This is a genomic window from Sagittula salina, from assembly GCF_017813235.1.
Classification (GTDB): domain Bacteria; phylum Pseudomonadota; class Alphaproteobacteria; order Rhodobacterales; family Rhodobacteraceae; genus Sagittula; species Sagittula salina.
In genome coordinates, this window is record NZ_JAGISH010000018.1 from 42787 (window position 1) to 63999 (window position 21213).

Here is a 21213-nt window from a genome sequence, read left to right on the forward strand (position 1 = left end):
CCCCCCCCCCCCCCCCCCCCCGGGTCGCCGCGCGACAGCGCGGCGAAACCGCTTTTCAGAACTCCACGCCTTTTTGTGCCTTCACACCTTCGCGGAAGGGATGCTTTATCAGCGTCATCTCCGTCACGAGGTCAGCCGCCTCGATCAGCTCGGGCTTTGCGTTGCGCCCGGTCAGGCAGACGTGGGTCATGGCGGGCTTTTCATGCAACAGAAAGTCCACCACCTCGTCGATATCGAGGTAGTCATAGCGCAGTGCGATGTTGATCTCGTCGAGCAGCACGAACCGGATCTCAGGGTCGCGGATCTGCGCCTTTGCGATCTCCCAGCCGCGTTGTGCGGCGGCGATATCGCGCTGCTTGTCCTGCGTTTCCCAGGTGAATCCCTCGCCCGAGACGAAAAACCGGCATTCGTCGGCGAACCGTGTGCGGATCATCTCCGCCTCGCCGGTGATCCAGTTGCCCTTTATGAACTGCACCACCGCGCAGGGCATCCCGTGCGCGATGCAGCGCAGGATCATGCCGAATCCACTCGAAGATTTGCCCTTGCCCGGCCCGGTGTGGACGATGATCAGCCCCTTTTCCTCGGTCTTCGTTGCCATCATCCGGTCGCGCGCGGCCTTGATCTTTTTCATCTTCTCGGCGTGGCGGGCATTTTCGTCGTGGGGGGCGTCGTCGGTCATGGCGCGTCCTCTCCTTCAGTTTTCTTGACAACGGGCGGCGTTCCGGCGCATCAGCCGGGGTGCTGGTGCCTGTTGGTAACAGGTGAAAAGGGAATGTGCAGCCCGTCAAAGGGTGAAGCACAGCCGCCCCCGCGACCGTGACCGGAAAGGGCCCGAACCACTGGCGTGACGCCGGGAAGGCCGGGTGCCGCTGGGCCGAGGATACCCTCGCTCTGTTCCGCAAGCCGGGAGACCTGCCAGTGGCCCCGTCCTTGGAAAGGGCGGGGGGAACGAAACCGGGCGGGGTGATCCGGTGACGGGCGCGGCATGCAGCCGCACCACCCGTATCCCGCGCCAAGACGGAGTCCGTGATGCCAGGACCGGCCGAACTGCTCGTCTGCGTGAAATGCCGACGCGGGCGCGAGATCCCCGAAGACGACCGCCGCCCCGGGCAGGCGCTTTATGATGCGCTGGCTGCGCGCGTGGCCCCCGAGGGGCTGCGCGTGACCCCGGTGGAGTGCCTGCAGAACTGCGAAGCGGGCTGCACCGTGGCGCTGCGCGGGGGCGACCGCTGGACCTACGTGTTCGGAAATCTCGACGAGGTGTCGCATCCTGACATGGTGCTGGACGGGGCCGCCCGTTATCAGGCGACGACCGACGGCCTCATCCCGTGGCGCGAACGCCCGGACCATTTCAAGCGCAACTGCGTGGCGCGCATTCCTCCCCTCACTCCGGAGTCCTGACATGACCGATCTTGCGAAACTGCCCGTCACCGTGATTACCGGCTTCCTCGGTTCGGGGAAGACGACGCTGGTGCGGCACCTGATGCAGAACCCCGGCGGCAAGCGTCTGGCCGTTGTCGTCAACGAGTTCGGCGACGTGGGCGTCGATGGCGAAATCCTCAAGGGCTGCGCCATCCCCGAATGCCCCGCCGAGAACATCATGGAACTCGCCAACGGCTGCATCTGCTGCACCGTGGCAGACGACTTCATTCCCACGATCGAGGCGCTCATGGCGCTCGACCCGCGCCCGGAACACATCCTGATCGAGACTTCCGGCCTCGCCCTGCCGAAACCGCTGCTCAAGGCCTTCGACTGGCCCGATATCCGGTCGAAGATCACCGTGGATGGCGTCATCGCGCTGGCCGATGCCGAAGCCGTGGCCGCCGGCCGCTTTGCCCCGAACGTGGCGGCGGTGGATGCACAGCGTTTGGCGGATGACAGCATCGACCACGAAACGCCGCTGTCCGAGGTCTTCGAGGATCAGATCAGCTGCGCTGACATCATCCTGCTGACCAAACCCGATCTCGCCGGTCCCGAAGGCGTGGCCAAGGCAAAGGCGATCATTGCGCGTGAGGCGCCGCGCCCGCTGCCGGTGGTCGAGGTCGCCGAGGGCGTCGTCGACCCGCGCGTCATCCTCGGGCTGGAGGCCGCTGCCGAGAACGACATGGACGCGCGCCCCTCGCACCACGACGACCACGACGACCACGAGCACGACGATTTCGAATCCATCGTGGTCGAACTGCCCGAAATGGACAGCCCCGAAGTACTGGTGAAGGCCATCGAACGGCTGGCAAGCGAGTTGAACATCCTTCGGGTGAAGGGCTACGCCGCCGTCTCGGGCAAGCCCATGCGCCTTCTGGTGCAGGCGGTGGGCGCACGGGTGCGCCACCAGTATGACCGCCCGTGGAAGGCCGACGAAGCGCGCCAGAGCCGCGTGGTGGTCATCGCCGAACATGATGACATCGACGCCGCGAAGATCCGCGAGATCCTCGGCGCGGCGCCGGTCGACGCCTGAGGGCAGGGGGCTTCGGCCCCCGTCACGCCGATGCACGTCATCTTCCGCGAAAGCCACGGCCTCGAAGAGACCGATACGCCGCAGGACCTGGGCCAGGCCCCGGGGGATCTCGTCGTGCTGTCCTTCTCCGACAGCGACCTCGGCGCCTTTGCCGAAGGCTGGCGGCGCGGTGGCGGGCCGGAGGGGCGGATGCCCTCGCTGCGGCTCGCCAACCTCGCGCAGCTGAAGCATCCGCTGTCCGTCGATACCTACGTGGAACAGACGCTTTTGGGCGCGAGGGGCATCCTGATCCGGCTGATCGGCGGCGTGCCCTACTGGTCCTACGGGTTGCAGCAGGTGCTGCGGCTGGCGCGTGAAAAGGGCCTCGCGCTGGCCGTGCTGCCCGCCGACGGGCGCGAGGACGCGCGGCTCGACGACCACTCGACCCTGCCGAAAAGCACCCTGCGGCGGTTGCAGCACCTCTGCGACGGCGGCGGCACCGTGGCGGCGCAGGCGGCGCTGGCGCAGATGGCGCTGGCCGCCGGGCTCTACGCCGGGCCGGTGATCGGGGCAAAAGGCCTGCCGCCGCTCGGCGCCTGGACGCCGGACCACGGTGTGACCTGTCCGCTGCTGACCCGACCCGTGAAGCCCGCGCGCAGGATCGCGCTGGTCTTTTACCGCTCCTACCTTGTCGCCGCCGACCTCGCGCCGATCCGGGCGCTTTTCGACGCCTTCGCGGGGCGCGGTTTCGCGGTGACGGCCTTCTTTGTCCCTTCGTTGAAAGCACCTGAGGCGGCTGGCTGGCTCGCGCGACAGTTGCGTGCGCTGGACCCGCAGGCGATCCTCAACGCGACGGCGTTTTCGGGCAAGGGCGCGGAGGGCGCGACGCCCTTCGATGGCGTGGACGCGCCGGTGTTCCAATGCGTTCTGGCGACCTCCACGCGGCAGGCCTGGGCCGAGGCCGACCGTGGCCTCTCGCCCCCCGACCTCGCCATGCATGTTGTGCTGCCCGAGGTGGACGGCACGATTCTGGGCGAGGTCGTATCGTTCAAGGAACCGGGCGCGCGTGACCCCGACCTGCAATTCGCCCGCGCCACCCACGCGCCGGAAGCCGACCGCATCGCGGCGCTGGTCGCGCGGGTGGAGGCGCGGCTGGCACTGGCCGCCCGTCCCGTGGCAGAGCGGCGCCCGGCGCTGGTTCTTTCGACCTATCCGGGCAAGGACTGGAACATTGGCCACGCGGTGGGGCTGGATGCGCTGGCTTCGGTGCGGGCGATCCTTCAGGATCTTGACGGGGCCGGGTATCCGGTTGACGCCGTCCCCGAAGACCTGCCCGCCGCGCTGCTGGCGCGCAGCGAGGCCTGGCCGCTGGCAGACTACACGGGGGCGCTGGCCACCTTGCCGGGGGCGCTGCAAAAAGAGCTTGCCGAAGTCTGGGGCGCGCCCGAGGACGACGCCACCGTGCGCGACGGCGCCTTCCGCTTTGCCGCGATCCGGGCGGGTGGCGCGCTGGTGGCGCTGCAACCCGAGCGCGGCACCCCCGAAACCCGCGAGGACGATTACCACGACCTCTCCCGCGTGCCCTGCCACGGCTACGTCGCCTTCTACCTCTGGCTGCAACGCGAGGCCGAAGCGCTGATCCATGTGGGCGCGCATGGCACGCTGGAGTGGCTGCCGGGCAAGTCCGTTGCGCTGTCGGGGGCCTGCTGGCCGCGCGCGCTGACGGGCGATCTGCCGGTGCTCTATCCTTTCATCGTCAACGATCCCGGCGAGGCGGCGCAGGCAAAGCGGCGCCTCGGCGCCATCACCATTGGCCACGTGCCGCCGCCGCTCAGGACCTCCGGCACCCCGGACCGGCTCGCCCGGCTGGAGGCGCTGCTCGACGAGTTCTCCAATGCCGACGGGCTGGACCCGCGCCGCCGCGACCGGCTGCAGGCCGACATCCGCGACGAGGCGCAGGCCCTGGGCGTGGAGGAGGACCTCGGCCTTGACCGCGCGACCTCCACGGCAGAGGCGATCACCTGTATCGACCGCTTCGTCTGCGACGTGAAGGAAAGCCAGTTCGGCGAAGGCTTGCACGTCTGGGGCCGGCACGATGAGGCGTCGGACGATCGGACCTTCGACACTGTGGCCTCCGCCGAGGCCGAGCGCGCCGCGATCCCCGCCGCGCTGGAGGGGCGGCGCATCGCGCCGGGGCCCTCCGGTTCGCCCTACCGTGGACGCGGCGACGTGCTGCCCACGGGGCGCAACCTCTTCACCACCGATCCGCGGTCGGTGCCGACCCGCGCGGCTTACGCGCAGGGCGTGCGGCTGGCCGAAGAACTGGTGCGCCGCCACCTGCAGGACGAGGGCGACTGGCCGCGCGCGCTGATCGTCGACCTCTGGGGGTCGCAGACCATGCGCACCGCCGGAGAGGAATTCGCCATGGCGCTGCACCTGATGGGCCTGCGCCCGCTCTGGGACAAGGGGTCGGAGCGGGTTTCCGGCCTCGAGGTGCTGCCCATCGCCGAACTCGATCGTCCGCGCGTGGACGTGACGTTGCGCGTCTCGGGGCTGTTCCGCGATGTCTTCCCCGTGCTCTCGACGCTCTTCGCGCAGGGCGTGCGGGCGCTGGCGCGGCGGGACGAGGCGGCGGACTGGAACCCCTTCGCCGGGCGCTCGGACCTCGCGCGGGTCTACGGGCCGCGCCCCGGCGCCTTCGGCGCGGGGCTGGGGGCGGCGCTGGAGGACTATTCCGACGAGGGCCGTCGCGCCGCCGGGGAGGCCTGGCTCGCGGCCTCCGCCTGGGCGCTCGACGGCGAGACGGCGGCGCGCGACGAGGCGGGCCTCCGGGCGCGGGTCGCGAGGGCGGACAGCTTCGTCCACCTGCACGACCTGGTGGAGACCGACCTGCTCTTGGCGCAGGACTTCGCCGCGCACGAGGGTGGCTTTGCCGCGGCGCAGGCGGTGACCGGCGGGCAGGCGGCGCTCTGGCACCTCGACAACACCGACCCGGCCCGCCCGCGCGCCCGCAGCCTGTCCGAGGAGATCGCCCGCGTGGTCCGCGCCCGCGCGACCAACCCGGCCTGGATAGCGGGCATGATGCCGCACGGCTTCCGTGGCGCGGCGGAGATCGCGGCGACGCTCGACCACATGGCCGCCTTCGCGCACCTGGCGGGCGTGGTGCCCGCGCATCTCTTCGACGCCTTCCACGAGGCGACGCTGGGCCGCGAGGCGGTGGTGGATTTCATGGCAGAGGCCAACCCGCGCGCGCTGAAGGCGCTGTGCGACCGCTTCCGCGCGCTGCACGAGGCGGGGCTCTGGCGCTCGCGCCGGAACTCGATCCTGGCGGAGATGGAGGGCGGGGCATGAGCGGGCCGGTGGTGCGCGGCTGGTGCCCCGGGGCGCTGCGGCCCATGGCCTCCGGCGACGGGCTGGTGGTGCGCATCAGGCCGCGCCTCGCGCGGCTGAGCGCGCCGCAACTGCTGGGGCTCGCCGCGCTGGCGGACCGGCTGGGCGACGGCGGGCTGGAGCTGACCAGCCGCGCGAACCTGCAGATGTACGGCGTGGCCGAGGGGGCGCATGGCGATCTGCTGGAGGGGCTGTCCGGGCTGGGCCTCGTGGACGACGACCCGGCGCTGGAGGGGCGGCGAAACGTGCTGGTCTCGCCGCTCTGGCAGCCGGGCGACCTGACGGAGCGGCTGACGCGGGCGCTGTATGATACTTTGCCCGCGCTGCCGGAACTGCCGGCCAAGGTGGGCTTTGCCGTCGATGCCAGCGGCGCGCCTGTGCTGGGGGCGGACCCGGCGGATTTTCGGCTTGAACTTGGGCAGGCGGGCCTGATCCTGCGCGCCGAGGGCGTGGCGCGCGGGCGTCCCGTGACGGAAGGCGAGGCCATCCCGGCGCTGATCGACCTCGCCAGGCTTTTCGCGCAGACCCGCCGCCCCGAGCAGAAGCGTGTCCGCGACTGGGCGCCGGAGGCGCTGCCCGCCGCGTGGCAGGTGGCTGAGCCTTTGCCCGCCGCGCCACGGCCAAGGCCCGGCGCGCAGGGCGCCTTTGCCGCGCCTTTCGGGCGGATCGCGGTGGGCAACCTCGTGTCGCTGATGGGGGCGAGCGAGGCGCAGGCCGTGCGCGTCACGCCGTGGCGGATGCTGCTGGTGGAGGGCAACTGCCCCGCCACGCACCCCGGTTTCGTCTCCGATCCGACCGACCCGATCCTGACCACCGCCGCCTGTCGGGGCGCGCCCTTCTGCCCGCAGGGCAGCGTGGAGACCCGCGACCTTGCTCGCCGTCTCGCGCCGTTTGCCCCCGACCTGCACATGTCGGGCTGCGCCAAGGGCTGCGCCCGCAGTACCCCCGCCGCGCTGACCGTCGTGGGGCGCGACGGCACCTACGACCTGGTGGAGCAGGGTTGCGCCTCGGATACCCCGGCGCTATCCGGCCTCACCCTTCCCGACCTCATCGCCCTTCTGGAAAGCCGCACATGACCTACCAGTACGAGACCGACGGCGCTGCGATCTACAAGCAGTCCTTTGCCACCATCCGCGCGGAGGCCGACCTGGCGCGCTTTGCCCCCGAGGAAGAGGGCATCGTCGTGCGCATGATCCACGCGGCGGGCATGGTCGGGCTGGAGCAGCACGTCCGCTTCTCGCCGACCTTCGCGGTCACCGCGCGGGAGGCGCTGAGGACCGGCGCGCCGATCCTGTGCGATGCGCGCATGGTGTCCGAGGGGATCACGCGTAAAAGATTGTCAGCTGACAATTCCATAATTTGTACCCTTAACGATGAGAGCGTACCGGATCTGGCGGCGCGGATGTCCAACACGCGCTCGGCGGCGGCACTGGAACTGTGGCGACCCCACCTTAACGGTGCACTGGTGGCGATCGGCAACGCGCCTACGGCACTGTTCCACCTGCTGAACATGCTCGAAGACCCCGACTGTCCGCGTCCGGCGGCGATCATCGGCTGCCCGGTGGGCTTCGTCGGCGCGATGGAATCAAAGGACGCGCTGTGGAAGGACCAGCCGGTGCCCTGCTGCATCGTGGAGGGGCGGCTGGGCGGCAGCGCGATCACCGTGGCCGCCGTCAACGCTATCGCGAGCAAGGCCGAATGAGCGCCGCGCAGAGCGTGAAACCCGGCACGCTGCACGGGGTGGGCCTTGGGCCGGGCGATCCGGACCTGATGACCGTGCGCGCCCGCCGCCTGCTGGAAGGCGCGCGCCACGTGGCCTATTTCCGCAAGGCCGGGCGCAAGGGGCACGCGTTGACCATCGCGGAGGATTTCCTGCCGAAGGACGCGATCCACTTCCCGATGGAGTACCCCGTCACGACGGAGATCCCGCTGGGCGATCCGCGCTACAACGAGGCGCTCTCGGAGTTCTACGCGCAGGTGACAATGCACCTGCGCGCGCTGCTGATCTCGGGCGAGGACGTGGTGGTGCCCTGCGAGGGCGACCCGTTCTTCTACGGCTCCTTCATGCACATCTACGAGCGGCTGAAGGACGTGGTCCCGGTGGAGGTCACGCCCGCCGTCACCGGCATGTCGGCGGCCTGGACGGCCTCCGGCCACCCGATCACCTGGGGCGATGACGTGCTGACTGTGCTCATGGCGACCCTGCCCGAGGAGGTGCTGACCGCGCGGATGCGCGACGCCGACGCGCTGGTGGTCATGAAGATCGGCCGCAACATGGCGAAGGTCCGCACGGCGCTGCGCGCGGCGGGGCTGTATGACCGGGCCTGGCTGGTGGAATACGCCAGCCAGGAGGGCCAGACGGTGCAGCGGCTGCGCGACGCGGGCGAGGGAATCACGCCCTATTTCTCCATCGTGCTGGTGCACGGGCAAGGGAGAAGACCGTGACCGGCTGGGTGAAGATCGTCGGCCTCGGGCCGGGCGCCGAGGGGCATGTGACGCCGGAGGCGCAGGCGGTGCTGGACGATTGCACCGACGTGGTGGGCTACATCCCCTACGTGGCCCGCGTGCCGGAGCGCGCCGGGCTGGTGAAGCACGCCTCCGACAACCGGGTGGAGATCGACCGCTCGCGACACGCGCTGGAAATGGCCGCCGAGGGGCGGCGGGTGGCGGTGGTGTCCTCGGGAGATCCCGGCGTCTTTGCCATGGCCTCGGCGGTGTTCGAGGCGCTGGAGGCTGGGCCGGAAGCCTGGAAGGCGCTGGAGATCGAAGTGATCCCGGGCATCACGGCGTCGCTCGCTGCCGCCGCGCGGGCGGGCGCGCCGCTGGGGCACGACTTCTGCACCATCAACCTGAGCGACAACCTCAAGCCCTGGGCGCTGATCGAGAAGCGGCTGCGCCTCGCGGTGGAGGGCGATTTCGCCATGGCCTTCTACAACCCGCGCTCGAAGGCTCGGCCCGAGGGCTTTGCCCACGTGTTGGAGCTGTTGCGGGAGACCTGCGAGCCGGGGCGGCTGATCCTCTTCGCGCGCGCTGTCAGCACGCCGGCGGAACGGCTGATCTGGGTGGCCCTTGAGGATGCCCTGCCGGAGATGGCGGACATGCGGACCATGGTGATCGTGGGGTCGTCTCGGACGCGGGCCATCGCGGGGACGGGTTGGGTTTATACCCCGAGGTTCGTGGTGGAGCCGGGGGCGGAATGACCGAGCCAGTCGATCACGGTCTCGACGTCATGCGCCTCGGCCCGCGCGGGCAGGGCGGGGCGGTCGATCATCAGCACCGGCAGTCCGAGGTCGCGCGCGGCGTCGAGCTTGGCCCGCGCGCCGGTGCCGCCGGCGTTCTTCGACACCACGAGGTCGATGGCGTGCTCTTCCATCAGGGTGCGGTCGTTCTCCAGCGTGAAGGGACCGCGGTCAATCACGGCGAAGGCGTCGGGCAGGGGCAGGGCGCCCTCCACCGGGTCGACGAGGCGCAGCAGGTAGAAGTGCTGGGGGTTCGGCGCGAACTCCGCCAGGTGCATCCGGCCCACGGCCAGCATGACGCGGCGCGGCGGCCCCTTGAGGGTGGCGACGGCGCCCGCGATGTCGGGCACGCGGGTCCAGTCGTCGCCTGGCTGCGCCTGCCAGGGCGCGCGGGTCAGCGCGATCAGCGGCGTGTCGGTCAGCGCGCAGGCGGCGACGGCATTGGCGCTCATCTGCGCGGCGAATGGGTGCGTGGCGTCCACCAAATGGGTCACGCCGTTGTCGCGGATGTAGCGGGCCAGCCCGTCGATCCCGCCGAAGCCGCCGACGCGCTGCGGCAGCGGCTGGCGGACCGGGCGCGCTACGCGGCCGGCAAAGGAGATGGTGCCCGTCAGGCCGAGTTCGGCCATCCTGCGGCAAAGGGCGGTGGCCTCCGTGGTGCCGCCGAGAACGAGAGGGTTTGGCATGGCTGAGTCCGATCCCTGGCTGACGATCCTGGGCGTGGGGGAGGATGGCCCCGATGGGCTGACCCCCGCTGCGCGGATGGCGTTGAAGGTGGCCGAAGTGGTGATGGGCCCGCCCCGGCACCTCGATCTTCTGAGCGACCTTCTGGTGGAAGGCAAGCCGGAGGTCATCGAATGGCCGGTGCCCTTCGCCGACGGGGTGGCGCGGCTGATGGACCTCGCGGGGCGGCGCGTGGTGGTGCTGGCCTCGGGTGATCCCTTCTGGTTCGGCGCGGGCGCGGTGCTGGCAGAGCGGCTGTCGCCCGGCGACTGGCATGCGCTGCCGGGGGTATCGAGCCTGTCTCTGGCCTGCGCGCGGCTGGGCTGGCGGGTGGACGAAGTCACCGCGCTGGCGCTGCACGCCGCGCCCCTGTCGCGGCTGCGGCCGGTTCTGGCAGCGGGGCGGCGCCTGTTCGTGACCCTGCGCGACGGCGCGGAGGTTGCGGAACTGGGGCGCTACCTTGAAACCGTGGGGTTTGACGGCAGCATGCTGCATGTGATGGAGGCGCTGGGCGGCCCGCGGGAACGGGTGCGCCGCTGCCGTGCCAGCGAGGCGCCGGAGGACGTGCAGCACCCGGTGGCGGTCGGGATCGAGCCCGTGCCCTCTGTACCGGGTGACGCTCTGCCGCTGGCGAGCGGGCGGCCGGATGCGATCTTTGAAACCGATGGGGTGATGACGAAACGCCCCGTGCGGGCACTGACGCTTTCGGCGCTGGCGCCGCGTCCCGGCGAACATCTGTGGGACATCGGTGGCGGCTCTGGTTCCATCGCCATCGAATGGCTGATGTGCGGTCCCTCGCTGAGTGCCTCCACCGTGGAGCCTCTGGAGGATCGCGCGGAGCGTATCCGCCGCAACGCGGTGGCGCTGGGGCAGGATCGGCTGCATGTGGTACAGGGCCACGCCCCGGAGGCGCTGGCGGCGCTGCCGCATCCGGACGTCGTCTTTGTCGGGGGCGGGCTGTCGGTGGCGCTGGTGGACTGGCTGAGGGCGAACCTGATGGGCGTGCGGCTGGTGGCAAACGCGGTGACGCTGGAATCGGATGCCGTACTGGCAGAGGCGCAGGCACGGATGGGCGGAGACCTGATGCGGATCGATCTGGCGCAGGCCGCCCCGCTGGGGCCGCGCCGGGGCTGGAAGGCCGCCTACCCGGTGGTGCAATGGAGCGTAACGCTATGATCGTGGCAGGATTCGGATTTCGCAGCGGGGCGACGGTAGAAAGCCTGAACGACGCCTACGACCGCGCGCGCTTGGGCCGCGAGGCGGACGTGCTGGCCACCGTGGACGACAAGCTGACGCTGGTTGCGGCGCTGGGCCAGTCGATGCGGCGCCCGGCGGTGGGCGTGGCGGCGCGCTTCCTGGAGGCGCAGGAAACGGAAACAGTGTCGGAGGCCGTCCTTCAGGCGCGCGGCGTAGGGTCGGTCGCAGAGGCGGCGGCGCTGGCGGCGGCGGGGCCGGGGGCGCGGCTGATGTGCCTGCGGGTGGTATCCGAAGACGGCCGGGCGACCTGCGCGCTGGCCTTTGGAGAAGACGAATGACGGTACATTTCATCGGCGCTGGGCCGGGCGCGCCCGACCTTCTGACGCTGCGCGGGCGCGACCTGATCGCCGCCTGCCCGGTCTGCCTTTATGCCGGGTCGCTGGTACCGGAGGCGGTGCTGATGCATTGCCCGGACGGCGCGCGGATCGTAAACACCGCGCCAATGGACCTCGACGCCATCATGGCAGAGATCACGTCGGCACATGACGCGGGGCAGGATGTGGCGCGGCTGCATTCGGGCGACCTGTCGGTGTGGTCGGCCATGGGCGAACAGTTGCGCCGCCTGCGTGAGGTGGGAGTGCCCTACACGGTGACGCCGGGTGTGCCGTCCTTTGCCGCCGCCGCCGCCGCGCTGGGGGCGGAACTGACCCTGCCGGGGTTGGCGCAATCGGTGGTGCTGACGCGGACCTCGGGGCGGGCGTCGCAGATGCCGGAGGGCGAAACGCTGGCGAACTTCGCCCGCACGGGGGCGACGCTGGCCATTCACCTGTCGATCCAGAACATCGACGCGGTGGTGGCGGAGGTCGCGCCCTTCTACGGCGCGGACTGCCCGGCGGCGGTTGTGTTCCGCGCGAGCTGGCCGGATCAGAGGATCATCCGCGGCACGCTGGCGGACATCGCGGGGCGGCTGGACGAGGGCATAACGCGCACGGCGCTGATCCTGGCTGGCCCCGCACTGGCGCAGGAGGGCTTCGGCGAAAGCTGCCTCTATGCCGTCGACTACGACCGCCGCTACCGCCCGCAAAGCGCCGACAGCCCTTGGTCGGGCTGGCGACCTGAGGATGAGGGGGTGAAGGGATGAGGGGTGTGATGATCTCCGCACCGTCCTCCGGGACAGGCAAGACGACGGTGATGCTGGGCCTCCTCCGCGCGCTCACCGACGACGGGCTGTCGGTGCAGCCGTTCAAGAGCGGACCGGATTACATCGACCCGGCCTTTCACCGCGCGGCCTGCGGGCGGGCGTCCTTCAACCTCGATACATGGGCGATGGACGGCGGGCTGCTGGACGCGCTGGCGTGCGAGGCGCATGGCGCGGATTTCTGCGTCGGCGAAGGCTCCATGGGGCTGTATGACGGCGTGGCGACGCGGGGCCAGTCGGGTTTCGGGTCCTCGGCGGAGACGGCGGTACGCATGGGTTGGCCCGTGGTGCTGGTGATCGACGTAGGCGGGCAGGCGCAATCGGCGGCGGCCACGGCGCTGGGGTTCCGGGAATACATGCCGGGCCTGCCCTTTGCAGGGGTGATCCTGAACCGCGTCGCCTCTCCCCGGCACGAGCGGCTGGCGCGGCTGGGGATGGAGCGCGCGGGCATCCGCGTGCTGGGTTCGCTGCCCCGACGGGGGGATCTGGCCCTGCCGGAGCGGCACCTCGGGCTGGTGCAGGCGGTAGAGCATCCGGATCTGGACGCGGCCATCGCGGGCTACGCCGATTTCCTGCGCGCGCATGTCGATTTGGGGGCGATCTTGGAGGCCGGGCAGGGCCACCCCCGGCCGGACGGCGCCCACGCCCTGCCTAAACCGCCGGCGCAGCGCATCGCGCTGGCGCAGGACGCGGCGTTCTCCTTTGCCTATCCACACGTGCTGAAGGGCTGGCAGGCGGCGGGGGCGGAGATCCTGCCATTCTCGCCGCTCGCGGACGAGACCCCGGCGGCCGGGGCCGATCTCGTCTGGCTGCCCGGCGGCTACCCTGAATTGCACGCGGGAAAACTCGCGGCGGCACATCGGTTCCGTGCGGCTTTGCGTGCCCATGCCGAAACCCGCCCGGTACATGGCGAGTGCGGTGGCTACATGGCGCTTGGCGAGGCGCTGACCGACAAGGAGGGCGTGACGCATCGCATGGCGGGGCTGCTGGGCCTCGTGACCTCCTACGAGAAGCGCAAGTTCCACCTGGGGTACCGGCGCGCCGTGCTGAGCGCGCCGATGCCGGGCTACACGCCGGGGACGGCGCTCAGGGGGCACGAGTTCCATTACTCCACCATCCTCGCCCAGCCGGACGCGCCGCTGGCGCAGGTTGCTGACGCCGATGGCAACCCGGTGCCGGAAACAGGCTCCGTCCGCGGTCACGTCAGCGGGAGCTTCTTTCACCTCATCACCTCGGAGGCGCCATGACGGGTTTTGTTTCCTTCGTGGGCTCCGGCCCCGGCGACCCCGAAATGCTGACGCTGAAGGCGGTTGACCGGCTGAAGCGCGCCGACGCGGTGCTCTTCGACGACCTCTCCTCCGGGCCGATCCTCGAACATGCACGCGCGGGCGCCGACCTCGTCGGCGTCGGCAAGCGCGCGGGGCGGCCCTCGCCCAAGCAGGACCACGTCAGCCGCCTGCTGGTGGACTATGCCCTGACCGGGCAGCGTATCGTGCGGTTGAAATCCGGCGACAGCGGCATTTTCGGTCGGTTGGAAGAGGAGCTGACCGCGCTGAAGGCCGCCGGCATCCCCTACGAGATCATCCCCGGCGTGCCCTCGGCGGTGGCCGCGGCGGCGGCGGCGGGCATCCCGCTGACCCGGCGCATGACCGCGCGGCGGGTGCAGTTCGTCACCGGCCACGACGCGCGCGGCGTCCTGCCGGAGGATCTCAACCTCGACGCGCTGGCGGATGCGACGGCCTCCACGGTGGTCTTCATGGGCAAGGGGACATTCCCGCTGCTGCTCGACGCGCTGGTGGCGCGCGGCCTGCCGGAGGACACCCCGGCGGTGCTGGCGGAGGAGGTCTCCGGCCCCGGTCAGCAGATCACCCGGACGACCGTGCGCGCGCTGGCCGACCAGCTTGGACGCGAAAAGGGGACGAAGCCCGCGCTCATCCTCTACGGGCCGCTGGCTGAACCCTGAGTGTCGCAAATGTCGCTTGTCTCGAAAGCGGCCCTCGGGTTAGGTGTGAAGGATACGGTGCCGCAACCCGCGGCATAATAGGGAATCGGGTGCAATACCCGGACTGCCCCCGCAACTGTGAGCGAGGAGCGCCCAGGAGATCCACTGGTCCACCCCCTGTCGAAGGGGACACCGGGAAGGCCGAAGGCGCTGTGATCCGCAAGTCAGGAGACCTGCCGTAGACGACAACTCCAGCCGCATGACGCGGCACACGCGGCCGCCGGTGGGGCGGCCAGATGGAAAGGGACAGACATGCATATCGAACCCGGCATCGTGCACGGCGCCAAGATGGCTCTGGCATTCGCCACCGCGGCAGGCTGCGCAACCTACGCCGCCCGCGAGGCATTGAAGGACGTGAAAGCCAGCAACGGGATCTCCTTTGCGGCGCGCGCCGCGATGGCTACCGTTGGCACCTTCATCTGCTTCCAGGTGCTGCCGCACTACGTCGCGGGCGTATCGGAGGTGCACTTCATCATGGGCACGGCGCTGTTCCTGCTGCTTGGCGCCGCACCGGCGGCTCTGGGGCTGGCGCTGGGGTTGCTACTGCAGGGAATGCTCTTCGCGCCCACCGACCTGCCGATGTTCGCCGTGAATGCGACCACCCTGCTGGTGCCGCTGTTTGCCATGGCTGCCGTGGCAAAGCGCCTAACTGCGGGCCGCGCCTATGTCGACCTCGCCTATTCGGATGTGCTGAAGATGTCGGCGCTCTATCAGGGCGGTGTCGTGACCTGGGTCGCCTTCTGGGTGGTCTACGGCCAGGGCTTTGGCGCGATGGGCGATGTGATGGCCTTTGGCGCGTCCTACATGGTGGTGGTGCTGGTCGAGCCTGTCTTCGACCTCGTGGCGCTGGCCGCCGCAAAGGGGCTGAAGGGTCGTGCCGCTGGTCTCCTGTCCGGTCGCGTCTACGCCGCCTGAACACCGGCCGCATGACGGTTTCGGGCCCGGTGCTGACGCGCCGGGCCTTTTCCTTGGAGACGACATGATCGAGACAGTAACCCTGGTCGGCATCGGCACCGGCAACCCCGGTCACCTGACGCTGGACGGGCAGGCGGCGCTGCAGGGGGCGAGCACGATCCTCGTGCCCCGCAAGGGCGCGGGCAAGGATGACCTGGCCGAGATCCGCCTCGCCCTCCTTGATCGGCTGGGGGTGGCGGCCCGCGTGGCCTTCTTCGACTACCCCGCGCGCGACGAGAACCTGCCCTACCTCGAACGGGTGGAACGCTGGCACGACGCCATAGCCGGCCGCTGGGCGGAGGCTGCGGGCGAGGCGCGCGACGTGGCGCTGCTGGTCTGGGGCGACCCCGGTTTCTACGACAGCACCATGCGCATCGCTGCCCGCCTGACGCAACCCGACCGCATCCGTGTGCTGCCGGGGATCACCGCGGTGCAGGCGTTGACGGCGGCCCACGCCATCCCGCTGAACACGGTGAACGGCCGCATCCTGACCACCACCGGCCGCCGCCTGCGCGAGGACGGCTGGCCCGAGGGGGCCGAGACCGTCGTCACGGTGCTCGACGGCGACTGCTCTTTCACCGCGCTCAGGGGGCATGGCCTCACCATCTGGTGGGGCGCCTTCCTCGGGATGCCGGAACAAATCCTCGACTACGGTCCGCTCGACGAGGTCGCCGACCGCATCTCCGCCACCCGCGTGGCGGCACGTGAGAAACACGGCTGGGTCATGGACACATACCTTCTGCGAAAAGCCCCCTAATCACCCGCATCCCGCGCCGCCGAACATGCGCGGTCCCATGCTTCTTTGGTTCTCAAATACCGCGATGGGGGTTCGGGGGAAGCAGCGCTTCCCCTGATTTCCCGGTCGCACGCCGGCCATTTTGATGGCGCCAAGGCGATTCCTCAGGTGGCGTAGCGCGTCGCCCCCCGTCGGGCGGCGTCCACCGGCCCCTGCAACACAAGTGCGGGATGCGCCCGCTGATCGCAATTGGCACGCGGGCAGATGCGGCAGTTGATGCCGATCTCCGTGGCGCGCGTGTCCGAAAGGTTCAGCGTTTCGGCATAGCCGATCTCGCGCGCATGCTCGGTCGCGCAGCCGATGGCCACCGCCAGCCGCACATCCTGTGCGTGGCGGGTAAAGCTCGGGCGGTCCACCGTGCGCGCCAGCACGAAGAAGGACGACCGATCCGGCATCTCCACAATCTGGCTGAGGATGCGCCCCGGTGTACGAAAACAGGAATGGACCTCCAGCCGGGGACAGGCGCCGCCGTGCTCTGCGAGGTGGAAGTCGGTGGCATTGAAACGCTTTGTCACGTTTCCCGCCTTGTCGATTCGCAGAAAGAAGAACGGCACCCCGCGCGCGCCACTGCGTTGCAGCGTGGTGGCGCGGTGGCAGGCCTGTTCGAAGGACACGCCAAAGCGCACGGCGAGATGGTCGAAATCGTATTTCGATGCCTTTGCCTCGGTCAGGTAGCGGTCGTAGGGCATCAGCACTGCGGCGGCAAAGTAGTTCGTCAGTTCGACCCGGCACCGGGCCTGCCCGGCGGGGTCGCGGATGTCGGCCTCCGACAGGATGATGTCGAGCAGGGCGCGCTGCTCGATCAGGCCGGCGACGTGCACCAGCTGAAACAACCGGTTGGGGTGGTCGAGCGCCTCGGACAGTCGGACCTCGGCGCGCTCCCGGTCGTATTCGCGCAGGGAGGACGGCATCTCGGACACAGGCACCAGTCGCACGCGCAGGCCCAACTGCTGCCTCAGCCTTGTTTTCAGGGCGAAATACATATCGTCGCTGGCCACGGTTTCATCGGCCCAGAAGGATTCCGCCGCTGCTTCGAGCCGGGGGAAATGGTTGTGGTTGCGGCGAAAGAAGTGGTGCACCGCGGCTTCTGGATTGGCGGCGAGGATGGCGGGGGAGTCCTCGCCCAGACCGCCGCCGACGCCCGCGCCGGCCACGCTCATGAGCTGATCCGTGGCGGCAAGGTAAGCGCGGTGAAGCTTGGTGAAGGCGGCGGCAAGATCGGGCGCATGGGCCATGGCCGCGCGTAGCTGCGGCAGGTCGGGGCGGGTCCCTTCGAACAGGGGGTCCTGCAACGCGCCCCGAATATCCGCCAGCTGGGCAGTGTCGTCGTCCTCCGCGATGTCGCGCCAGTCGACGCCATACGCCTCGAACAGCTTCAGAAGAACCGGTACGGATACCGATCTTTCGTTCTTTTCCAAAAGGTTGACATAGGAGGTCGAGATGCCGAGTTCTTTTGCCATCTGGACCTGCGTATGGCCGTGCTCAATCCGCAGGCGGCGCAGGCGGGGGCCGATGAAGGTCTTCATGATGGGATCCGGTCGGTACAAACAGGGGGGCGCAGCGGCGTGCCACAGTATTTGACAGTATACAGAATTTGACAAATTTACAATATCTGGCCGTTGTAAAATTTCGCATTTACAGCGCGACCCGGAAGGATTTCCCAGCGGCCCACAGGTTGTGTCATCGATAGCGACATCGGAGGAGGAGACCGAGCCATGACCGAATTTCAGCAGATCCGGCACATCGGGCAGCACCACCTGTTCATCCCCGGCCCGACCAACGTCCCTGAGGAGGTTCGGCAGGCAATGAATGTGCCGCAGCAGGACATGCGGGCACCGGACTTCGGTGAATTCACCCTGCCGCTGTTCGCCGGACTGAAGCGGATCTTCCGCACGACGGATGGCGCGGTGATGATGTTCCCCGGTTCCGGCACCGGTGCGTGGGAGGCGGCGATCACCAACACGCTGAACCCCGGCGACAAGGTGTTGATGGCGCGCTACGGCCAGTTCTCGACACTTTGGGTCAAGATGGCCGAGATGCTGGGGCTGGAGGTGATCTGCGTCGACGTGCCCTGGGGCGCCGGCGTGCCGGTGAAGGAATTCGGCCGCATCCTCGGCCGCGACAAGGACGACGAGATCAAGGCCGTGTTTGTCACCCACAACGAGACCGCGACCGGCGTGCTGTCGGACGTGGAAGCGGTGCGGCGGATCATGGACGAGTGTTTCCATGACGCCTTGCTCTTTGTTGATGGCGTGTCCTCCGTCGGATCGGTGGATTTCCGCATGGACGCCTGGGGCGTGGATCTGGCGGTGACAGGATCGCAGAAGGGCTTCATGATGCCGGCGGGACTGGGCATTCTCGCGGTCAGCCCGAAGGCCATGGCGGCGTCGAAGATCGCCACCATGCGCCGCGCCTATTTCGACTTTGCCGACATGCTGGCGATGAACAGAGACGGGTATTTCCCCTACACGCCGCCGACGCCGCTGCTGCACGGACTGAAGGCCGCGCTGGCCCTGATCGAGGCGGAAGGGCTGGAGAACGTCATCGCCCGCCATCACCGGCTGGCCGAGGGCATCCGCCGCGGCGTGCGGGCCTGGGGGCTGGACCTGGTGGCGGAGCATCGCTCGCTTTACTCCGACACGGTCACGGCGGTGCGGGTGCCTGAGGGCGTGGACGCGCGCGAGGTGCTTCGGATTGCCTACGATGACTTCGGCGCCTCCTTCGGGTCCGGCCTCGCACGGCTGGCAGGCAAGGTGTTCCGCATCGGGCACCTTGGCGCCTTCAACGATGGCATGGCGCTGACCGCGCTGGCGCTGGCGGAACTGTCGCTGGTACGGGCGGGGGCGTCGGTGCCGATGGGCGCGGGCGTTGCCGCAGCGCAGGCGTATTTCGCTGATGCGGCGGGCGGACAAGGATACGCGGTCGCGGCTGAGTAACCCCTCGGCGGACGGCGGAAAATCGACACGGTTGGCCTTTGCGCCGGTCCCTGACGGGACCGGACTGGCGGAGCCGTCACTGAACAAACGGGAAGGAAGAGATATGTCACACACCCTGCACCCCCTGCGCAAGCAGCGCCTGCATCGTTCGGAACTGGCGGTTCCGGCGTCGAACCCCGCCATGGTCGAGAAGGCCGCCGAAAGTGCCGCCGACGTGGTGTTCCTCGACCTTGAGGACGCGGTCGCCCCGCCCGAAAAGGAGCAGGCCCGCAAGAACGCGGTGGAACTGCTCAACGACATCGACTGGGCCGGCAAGGGCAAGACAGTCTCGGTGCGGATCAACGGGCTGGACACGCATTACATGTACCGCGACGTGGTCGACATCATGGAGAAGGCCGGCGATCGGGTGGACACGCTGCTGGTCCCCAAGGTCGGCGTGCCTGCCGACCTCTACATGGTGGAGGCCATGGTCAACCAGATTGAGCAGGCCTGCGGGCTGACCACGCGCGTCGGGCTGGAGGCCCTGATCGAGACCGCGCTGGGCATGGCCAACGTGGAGGCCATCGCGCAATTCGGCGGGCGGCTCGAATGCCTGCACTTCGGGGTGGCCGACTACGCCGCGTCGATGCGGGCGCGGACCACCAACATCGGCGGGCTGAACCCGGATTATCCGGGCGACCAGTGGCACGCCTCGATCAGTCGCATGGTCATCGCCTGCCGCGCCTATGGATTGCGCGCGGTGGACGGGCCGTTCGGGGATTTCTCCGACCCCGAGGGTTACGTAGCGGCGGCAAAGCGCGCGGCGGCGCTTGGCTGCGAGGGCAAATGGGCGATCCACCCCAGCCAGATCGCCATGGCGAACGACGTGTTCTCGCCGCCCGAGGCCGAGGTCACCAAGGCGCAGCGGATCATCGAGGAACTGAAGGCGGCCGAGGCCGCAGGCAAGGGCGCCGCCAGCCTGGACGGGAAGATGATCGACGCCGCCTCGGAGAAGATGGCGCGCAACGTGATCGACATGGCGCAGGCCATCGCGGCGAAGGCAAAGCCGATCGCGGCGGAGTGAACCCATCCGGTCGGGGCGGCGCTTGCCCCGGCCTGCGGACTGGTTGAACGGCCCATGGGCGGGGAGGCCCCGGTCATCTGAGGAGAGAGACAATGGACATTCATGAGCATCAGGCCAAGGACATCCTGAAGGGCTTTGGCGTTCCGGTGCCACGCGGCATCGTGGTGTATTCGCCGGAACAGGCGGCCTATGCGGCGCGGGAACTGGGCGGCAAGGGACCCTGGGTGGTGAAGGCGCAGGTGCATTCCGGCGGGCGCGGAGAGGCGGGCGGCGTGAAGCTGTGCAAATCCGACGCGGAGGTGGCGGAATACGCGAAATCCCTGCTGGGCACGCAACTGGTGACAAAGCAGACCGATGCGAACGGCAAGGGCGTCTTCCGGCTGTACGTGGAGGAAGCGTCCGACATCGCGCAGGAGTTGTACCTCGGGTTCGTGCTGGACCGGAAGACCGAGCGCATCATGATCGTCGCCTCCGGCCATGGCGGCATGGAGATCGAGGAACTGGCGGAGACCGACCCGGACAGCCTCGTCCGTTCCGTGATCGACCCGGCGGTGGGCCTGCGTGAGTACCAGGCGCGCGACATCGGGTTCCGCCTCGGGCTGGACGGCAGACAGGTGGCGCAGTTCGTCACCTTCCTGCAGGCGTGCTACCGGGCCTATCGCGACCTCGATGCCATGATGGTCGAGATCAATCCGCTGGTCATCACGAAGGAGGGCAGCCTGATCGCGCTGGATGCGAAGATGTCGTTTGACACCAACGCGCTCTATCGCCGTCCGCAGGTGGAGGCGCTGCGCGATCCCAGTCAGGAGGACCCGCGCGAGGCCTTTGCGGCCGATCACGGGCTGGCCTACGTCGGCCTCGATGGCGACATAGGTTGCATCATCAACGGCGCGGGCCTCGCCATGGCGTCGATGGACATGATCCAGCTGGCGGGCGGGCAGCCTGCGAACTTTCTCGACATCGGCGGCGGCGCATCGCCCGAGCGGGTCTGTCAGGCCTTCCGCACGGTGCTGTCGGACAAGAACGTTTCCGTCATCCTCGTGAACATCTTCGCGGGCATCAACCGCTGCGACTGGATCGCGAAGGGCGTGATCCAGGCCTACAAGGAAGTTGGCATCACCCTGCCCGTGGTGGTGCGCCTCAGCGGCACCAACGTGGAGGAGGGGCGCAAGATCATCCGCGAAAGCGGGCTCCCCATCATCTCTGCCGACACGCTGGCGGAGGCCGCCGACAAGGCCGTCGCCGCTGCTTCGCAGAAAATCGCAGCCGAATAAGGAGCAC

General features: G+C 69.2%; 20 protein-coding genes and 2 riboswitches. Of the genes, 17 read left to right on the top strand and 3 right to left on the bottom strand.

Annotated features, from left to right (window positions below; translation table 11 throughout):
• Nucleotides 1-55: 55 nt before the first annotated feature.
• Nucleotides 56-679: a cob(I)yrinic acid a,c-diamide adenosyltransferase gene (cobO, locus tag J5474_RS20635; protein ID WP_209363634.1), complete on the bottom strand. Its 624-nt coding sequence runs from the start codon at nt 677-679 to the stop codon at nt 56-58.
• A 46-nt stretch (nt 680-725) separates the two neighbouring features.
• Nucleotides 726-934, top strand: a riboswitch (cobalamin riboswitch).
• Nucleotides 935-1029: 95 nt separating this feature from the next.
• Between cobO and J5474_RS20640 the strand changes: the two genes are divergently transcribed.
• From J5474_RS20640 to cobJ, 7 genes are read left to right on the top strand one after another with little or no spacing between them, the layout of a single operon-like run.
• Entirely contained in the window at nt 1030-1401 is a 372-nt protein-coding gene (locus J5474_RS20640; RefSeq protein ID WP_209363635.1) for a DUF1636 family protein, read from the top strand.
• A gap of 1 nt (nt 1402) precedes the next feature.
• Nucleotides 1403-2455 (top strand): cobalamin biosynthesis protein CobW, encoded by a 1053-nt coding sequence (gene cobW, locus J5474_RS20645; RefSeq protein WP_209363636.1) that lies wholly within the window; start codon nt 1403-1405, stop codon nt 2453-2455.
• Between the two features lie 30 nt (nt 2456-2485).
• Nucleotides 2486-5785, top strand: a complete 3300-nt coding sequence (cobN, locus tag J5474_RS20650) for a cobaltochelatase subunit CobN (protein ID WP_209363637.1) — start codon at nt 2486-2488, stop codon at nt 5783-5785.
• Nucleotides 5782-6900: a cobalamin biosynthesis protein CobG gene (locus J5474_RS20655; RefSeq protein ID WP_209363639.1), complete on the top strand. Its 1119-nt coding sequence runs from the start codon at nt 5782-5784 to the stop codon at nt 6898-6900. The genes cobN and J5474_RS20655 overlap by 4 nt, the downstream gene beginning before the upstream one ends.
• Nucleotides 6897-7526 (top strand): precorrin-8X methylmutase, encoded by a 630-nt coding sequence (locus tag J5474_RS20660; RefSeq protein WP_209363641.1) that lies wholly within the window; start codon nt 6897-6899, stop codon nt 7524-7526. The genes J5474_RS20655 and J5474_RS20660 overlap by 4 nt, the downstream gene beginning before the upstream one ends.
• Nucleotides 7523-8269: a precorrin-2 C(20)-methyltransferase gene (gene cobI / locus J5474_RS20665; protein ID WP_209363643.1), complete on the top strand. Its 747-nt coding sequence runs from the start codon at nt 7523-7525 to the stop codon at nt 8267-8269. The genes J5474_RS20660 and cobI overlap by 4 nt, the downstream gene beginning before the upstream one ends.
• The gene (gene cobJ / locus J5474_RS20670; protein WP_209363646.1) at nt 8266-9024 is read left to right on the top strand and encodes a precorrin-3B C(17)-methyltransferase; all 759 of its coding nucleotides are present in this window, start codon (nt 8266-8268) and stop codon (nt 9022-9024) included. Before cobI ends, cobJ begins: the two co-directional genes overlap by 4 nt.
• On the opposite strand, the gene J5474_RS20675 is transcribed toward cobJ, so the two are convergent.
• Nucleotides 8985-9749: a cobalt-precorrin-6A reductase gene (locus J5474_RS20675; protein WP_209363649.1), complete on the bottom strand. Its 765-nt coding sequence runs from the start codon at nt 9747-9749 to the stop codon at nt 8985-8987. The two genes, cobJ and J5474_RS20675, sit on opposite strands and share 40 nt — an antisense overlap.
• On the opposite strand from J5474_RS20675, the gene cbiE reads away from it, so the two are divergent.
• The 7 genes from cbiE (at nt 9748) to cobF (ending at nt 15894) form a co-directional block, all read left to right on the top strand.
• Nucleotides 9748-10962 (top strand): precorrin-6y C5,15-methyltransferase (decarboxylating) subunit CbiE, encoded by a 1215-nt coding sequence (gene cbiE, locus J5474_RS20680; RefSeq protein ID WP_209363651.1) that lies wholly within the window; start codon nt 9748-9750, stop codon nt 10960-10962. The two genes, J5474_RS20675 and cbiE, sit on opposite strands and share 2 nt — an antisense overlap.
• Nucleotides 10959-11321 carry a cobalamin biosynthesis protein gene (locus J5474_RS20685; protein WP_209363653.1) on the top strand — a complete coding sequence of 121 codons (363 nt, stop codon included), beginning with the start codon at nt 10959-10961 and terminating at the stop codon, nt 11319-11321. The genes cbiE and J5474_RS20685 overlap by 4 nt, the downstream gene beginning before the upstream one ends.
• Nucleotides 11318-12124 carry a precorrin-4 C(11)-methyltransferase gene (cobM, locus tag J5474_RS20690; RefSeq protein WP_209363656.1) on the top strand — a complete coding sequence of 269 codons (807 nt, stop codon included), beginning with the start codon at nt 11318-11320 and terminating at the stop codon, nt 12122-12124. Before J5474_RS20685 ends, cobM begins: the two co-directional genes overlap by 4 nt.
• Nucleotides 12121-13428: a cobyrinic acid a,c-diamide synthase CobB gene (locus tag J5474_RS20695; protein ID WP_209363658.1), complete on the top strand. Its 1308-nt coding sequence runs from the start codon at nt 12121-12123 to the stop codon at nt 13426-13428. Before cobM ends, J5474_RS20695 begins: the two co-directional genes overlap by 4 nt.
• Complete coding sequence (gene cobA, locus J5474_RS20700; protein WP_209363660.1) at nt 13425-14144, top strand: uroporphyrinogen-III C-methyltransferase; 720 nt, start codon at nt 13425-13427, stop codon at nt 14142-14144. Before J5474_RS20695 ends, cobA begins: the two co-directional genes overlap by 4 nt.
• A 38-nt stretch (nt 14145-14182) precedes the next feature.
• A riboswitch (cobalamin riboswitch) is annotated at nt 14183-14378 on the top strand.
• A 57-nt stretch (nt 14379-14435) separates the two neighbouring features.
• Nucleotides 14436-15098: an energy-coupling factor ABC transporter permease gene (locus J5474_RS20705; protein WP_209363662.1), complete on the top strand. Its 663-nt coding sequence runs from the start codon at nt 14436-14438 to the stop codon at nt 15096-15098.
• A 64-nt stretch (nt 15099-15162) separates the two neighbouring features.
• Nucleotides 15163-15894 carry a precorrin-6A synthase (deacetylating) gene (gene cobF / locus J5474_RS20710; protein WP_209363664.1) on the top strand — a complete coding sequence of 244 codons (732 nt, stop codon included), beginning with the start codon at nt 15163-15165 and terminating at the stop codon, nt 15892-15894.
• Nucleotides 15895-16037: 143 nt separating this feature from the next.
• Here cobF and J5474_RS20715 read toward each other — a convergent pair whose 3' ends face one another.
• Nucleotides 16038-17459 carry a helix-turn-helix domain-containing protein gene (locus J5474_RS20715; protein WP_209363667.1) on the bottom strand — a complete coding sequence of 474 codons (1422 nt, stop codon included), beginning with the start codon at nt 17457-17459 and terminating at the stop codon, nt 16038-16040.
• Between the two features lie 189 nt (nt 17460-17648).
• On the opposite strand from J5474_RS20715, the gene J5474_RS20720 reads away from it, so the two are divergent.
• From J5474_RS20720 to J5474_RS20730, 3 genes are all read left to right on the top strand, one after another.
• Entirely contained in the window at nt 17649-18869 is a 1221-nt protein-coding gene (locus tag J5474_RS20720) for a pyridoxal-phosphate-dependent aminotransferase family protein (protein WP_209363669.1), read from the top strand.
• 103 nt (nt 18870-18972) lie between these two features.
• Nucleotides 18973-19932: an HpcH/HpaI aldolase/citrate lyase family protein gene (locus tag J5474_RS20725; protein ID WP_209363671.1), complete on the top strand. Its 960-nt coding sequence runs from the start codon at nt 18973-18975 to the stop codon at nt 19930-19932.
• A gap of 92 nt (nt 19933-20024) precedes the next feature.
• Nucleotides 20025-21206, top strand: coding sequence for a malate--CoA ligase subunit beta (locus J5474_RS20730; protein ID WP_209363673.1), 1182 nt, complete (start codon nt 20025-20027; stop codon nt 21204-21206).
• Nucleotides 21207-21213: the final 7 nt, after the last annotated feature.

Excerpts from the sequence above, each read along its gene's own strand:
- cobO (WP_209363634.1), bottom strand. The coding sequence starts at position 679 with ATGACCGACGACGCCCCCCACGACGAAAATGCCCGCCACGCCGAGAAG.
- J5474_RS20640 (WP_209363635.1), top strand. The coding sequence starts at position 1,030 with ATGCCAGGACCGGCCGAACTGCTCGTCTGCGTGAAATGCCGACGCGGG.
- cobW (WP_209363636.1), top strand. The coding sequence starts at position 1,403 with ATGACCGATCTTGCGAAACTGCCCGTCACCGTGATTACCGGCTTCCTC.
- cobN (WP_209363637.1), top strand. The coding sequence starts at position 2,486 with ATGCACGTCATCTTCCGCGAAAGCCACGGCCTCGAAGAGACCGATACG.
- J5474_RS20655 (WP_209363639.1), top strand. The coding sequence starts at position 5,782 with ATGAGCGGGCCGGTGGTGCGCGGCTGGTGCCCCGGGGCGCTGCGGCCC.
- J5474_RS20660 (WP_209363641.1), top strand. The coding sequence starts at position 6,897 with ATGACCTACCAGTACGAGACCGACGGCGCTGCGATCTACAAGCAGTCC.
- cobI (WP_209363643.1), top strand. The coding sequence starts at position 7,523 with ATGAGCGCCGCGCAGAGCGTGAAACCCGGCACGCTGCACGGGGTGGGC.
- cbiE (WP_209363651.1), top strand. The coding sequence starts at position 9,748 with ATGGCTGAGTCCGATCCCTGGCTGACGATCCTGGGCGTGGGGGAGGAT.
- J5474_RS20675 (WP_209363649.1), bottom strand. The coding sequence starts at position 9,749 with ATGCCAAACCCTCTCGTTCTCGGCGGCACCACGGAGGCCACCGCCCTT.
- J5474_RS20685 (WP_209363653.1), top strand. The coding sequence starts at position 10,959 with ATGATCGTGGCAGGATTCGGATTTCGCAGCGGGGCGACGGTAGAAAGC.
- cobM (WP_209363656.1), top strand. The coding sequence starts at position 11,318 with ATGACGGTACATTTCATCGGCGCTGGGCCGGGCGCGCCCGACCTTCTG.
- J5474_RS20695 (WP_209363658.1), top strand. The coding sequence starts at position 12,121 with ATGAGGGGTGTGATGATCTCCGCACCGTCCTCCGGGACAGGCAAGACG.
- cobA (WP_209363660.1), top strand. The coding sequence starts at position 13,425 with ATGACGGGTTTTGTTTCCTTCGTGGGCTCCGGCCCCGGCGACCCCGAA.
- J5474_RS20705 (WP_209363662.1), top strand. The coding sequence starts at position 14,436 with ATGCATATCGAACCCGGCATCGTGCACGGCGCCAAGATGGCTCTGGCA.
- cobF (WP_209363664.1), top strand. The coding sequence starts at position 15,163 with ATGATCGAGACAGTAACCCTGGTCGGCATCGGCACCGGCAACCCCGGT.
- J5474_RS20715 (WP_209363667.1), bottom strand. The coding sequence starts at position 17,459 with ATGAAGACCTTCATCGGCCCCCGCCTGCGCCGCCTGCGGATTGAGCAC.
- J5474_RS20720 (WP_209363669.1), top strand. The coding sequence starts at position 17,649 with ATGACCGAATTTCAGCAGATCCGGCACATCGGGCAGCACCACCTGTTC.
- J5474_RS20725 (WP_209363671.1), top strand. The coding sequence starts at position 18,973 with ATGTCACACACCCTGCACCCCCTGCGCAAGCAGCGCCTGCATCGTTCG.
- J5474_RS20730 (WP_209363673.1), top strand. The coding sequence starts at position 20,025 with ATGGACATTCATGAGCATCAGGCCAAGGACATCCTGAAGGGCTTTGGC.